The organism is Paracoccus sp. Z118, assembly GCF_019061185.1.
Lineage (GTDB): Bacteria > Pseudomonadota > Alphaproteobacteria > Rhodobacterales > Rhodobacteraceae > Paracoccus.
Genome location: NZ_JAHQZU010000128.1, coordinates 1 through 476, shown reverse-complemented (window position 1 = coordinate 476; position 476 = coordinate 1). Strand labels below are relative to the sequence as shown.

1 pseudogene is annotated in these 476 nt (G+C 74.8%); it reads left to right on the top strand.

The features are described from left to right. Positions 1-405, top strand: a pseudogene (locus KTN05_RS17835) (cation-transporting P-type ATPase); the annotation flags it as partial. Between the last annotated feature and the right edge of the window lie 71 nt (positions 406-476).

Genomic DNA, 476 nt, shown 5'->3' with positions numbered 1-476 from the left:
GCGGCGCTCGCCCGCGCCGATGTCGGCGTCGCCATGGGCGCCGCGGGATCGGACGTGGCGCTGCAGGCCGCCGACGTGGCGCTGCTGTCCGAGGACCTGGAGCGGCTTGCCGCCGCCCGTCGCCTGTCGCGGCGCACCGCGCGGATCATCCGCCAGAACCTGACCGTCGCCATCGGCGCCATGATCCTGCTGGTGACGGGCGGGCTGTTCTTCGACCTGCCGCTGCCGCTCGCCGTGATCGGCCACGAGGGCGGCACCGTGCTGGTCGTGCTGAACGGGCTGCGCCTGCTGTCGGACCCGATCCGGCGGACCGCACCTGCGCCGGGCGTGCCCGGCCGTGCCCCGCTCGCCAATCATCCCGCGCGCCGCGCGCATGCCGACGCGGCCCCTGCCGGACAACGATGATCGTGGATCGGGGGCGAGGGCCGGATCGGTCCCGGAGGATCGTTTTCCTTACGGGTCGGCGCCCTCGAGCA